The organism is Streptococcus sp. SM3, assembly GCF_027497875.1.
Genome location: NZ_JAJNSA010000183.1, coordinates 1 through 2,552, shown reverse-complemented (window position 1 = coordinate 2,552; position 2,552 = coordinate 1). Strand labels below are relative to the sequence as shown.

General features: G+C 39.9%; 2 protein-coding genes. Both read left to right on the top strand.

Annotated elements, in window-relative coordinates; all coding sequences use genetic code 11:
• A partial coding sequence (locus PAN06_RS13860; protein WP_276593286.1) for a glycine radical domain-containing protein occupies positions 1–468 on the top strand: 468 nt, incomplete at its 5' end.
• A 356-nt stretch (positions 469–824) separates the two neighbouring features.
• The coding region (locus tag PAN06_RS13855; RefSeq protein WP_269796618.1) for an ATP-dependent Clp protease ATP-binding subunit at positions 825–2,552 on the top strand (1,728 nt) is incomplete at its 3' end.

The window sequence follows — 2,552 nt, the reverse complement described above, 5'->3', positions numbered from 1 at the left end:
AACTCACCAGTCCACAAAGGTGTATACCTCAACGAAGATGGTTCTGTGAACTTGTCTAAACTTGAATTCTTCTCACCAGGTGCTAACCCATCTAATAAAGCTAAAGGTGGCTGGTTGCAAAACTTGAACTCACTTTCTAGCCTTGACTTTAGTTATGCAGCTGATGGTATCTCATTGACTACTCAAGTTTCACCTCGCGCTCTTGGTAAGACTCGTGACGAACAAGTTGATAACTTGGTAACAATTCTTGATGGTTACTTCGAAAACGGTGGACAACACGTTAACTTGAATGTTATGGACTTGAACGATGTTTATGAAAAGATCATGTCAGGTGAAGACGTTATCGTACGTATCTCTGGATACTGTGTAAACACTAAATACCTCACTCCAGAACAAAAAACTGAATTGACACAACGTGTCTTCCACGAAGTTCTTTCAATGGATGACGCTTTGGATGCATTGAGTTAAGATTATATAAAATAATACAAAGAAGGACTAGTTAAAAGCTAGTTCTTCTTTTTGTAAAATTTATTGGTCAATTAAAGTCAAATTACTTGACCTTTTCTGACTAATGTAGTATATTATGAACGTAAGGTAAATAAAAGCCTTACTAGAACACTTATTTAAAGTAAAATAGAAAGAGGTGGGGTCTATGTTTAATCTAGAAATCTTCAGAAATAAAGATAGTCTACTCCTGCTTGAAAAAGAAAAACCAGAAATAGTACGTAGAGTAGCGATTTAGCTAGTCTAAATTTTTTAAAACAAAAGTCAAAGATAGTCAATATCAGTAATCATAACTAAGTAAATAAAAAGAGGTAAAGAATATGAACAACAACTTTAATAATTTTAACAACATGGATGATTTGTTTAACCAATTGATGGGTGGTATGCGAGGATACAGTTCTGAAAATCGCCGTTACTTGATTAATGGACGTGAAGTCACACCTGAGGAATTTGCTCACTATCGTGCAACTGGTCAATTGCCAGGAAATGCAGAAGCTGATGGACAAATGAAACAACAGGCTTCAGGTATGAAACAAGATGGTGTCCTTGCTAAACTGGGTCGAAACTTGACAGCAGAAGCACGTGAGGGTAAGCTGGATCCTGTTATCGGACGAAACAAGGAAATTCAAGAAACATCTGAAATCCTTTCACGCCGTACCAAGAACAATCCTGTTTTAGTCGGAGACGCAGGTGTTGGTAAGACAGCAGTTGTCGAAGGCTTAGCACAAGCTATTGTGAATGGTGATGTTCCAGCTGCTATTAAGAATAAGGAAATTATTTCCATTGATATTTCTGGACTTGAAGCTGGTACTCAATACCGCGGTAGTTTTGAAGAAAACGTTCAAAACTTAGTCAATGAAGTGAAAGAAGCGGGAAATATCATTCTCTTCTTTGATGAAATTCACCAAATACTTGGTGCTGGATCTACTGGAGGTGACAGTGGTTCTAAGGGACTTGCGGATATTCTTAAGCCAGCCCTATCTCGTGGGGAATTGACCGTTATTGGGGCAACGACTCAAGACGAATACCGTAACACCATCTTGAAGAATGCGGCTCTTGCTCGTCGTTTCAACGAAGTCAAGGTCAATGCTCCTTCAGCAGAGGATACATATAAAATTCTTCAAGGAATTCGTGACCTCTATCAGCAACACCACAATGTCATCTTGCCAGATGAAGTCTTGAAAGCAGCAGTGGATTATTCTGTACAATACATTCCTCAACGTAGCTTGCCAGATAAGGCTATCGACCTTGTCGATGTAACGGCAGCTCACTTGGCAGCTCAACATCCTGTAACAGATGTGCATGCTGTTGAACGGGAAATTGAAGTAGAAAAAGACAAGCAAGAAAAAGCAGTTGAGGCAGAAGACTTTGAAGCAGCTCTTAATGCCAAAACACGTATTGCAGAATTAGAGAAAAGAGTCGAAAATCACACAGAAGATATGAAAGTGACTGCAAGTGTCAACGATGTGGCTGAATCTGTAGAACGTATGACGGGTATTCCAGTATCTCAAATGGGGGCTACGGACATCGAACGTTTGAAAGATATGGCTCATCGTTTGCAGACGAAAGTTATTGGTCAAGATAAGGCCGTTGAAGCAGTAGCAAAAGCTATCCGTCGTAACCGTGCTGGTTTTGATGAAGGTAACCGTCCAATCGGTAGCTTCCTTTTTGTAGGTCCTACTGGTGTTGGTAAGACTGAGTTGGCTAAACAATTGGCTCTTGATATGTTCGGAACGAAAGATGCTATCATCCGTTTGGACATGTCAGAATACAGCGACCGCACAGCCGTTTCTAAGCTAATTGGTACAACAGCAGGATATGTGGGTTATGATGACAATAGCAATACCTTAACAGAACGTGTTCGTCGCAATCCATACTCTATCATTCTCTTGGATGAAATTGAAAAGGCTGATCCTCAAGTGATTACCCTTCTCCTCCAAGTCTTGGATGATGGTCGTTTGACTGATGGTCAAGGAAATACCGTTAACTTTAAAAACACAATCATTATCGCAACATCAAATGCTGGTTTTGGCTATGAAGCCAACTTG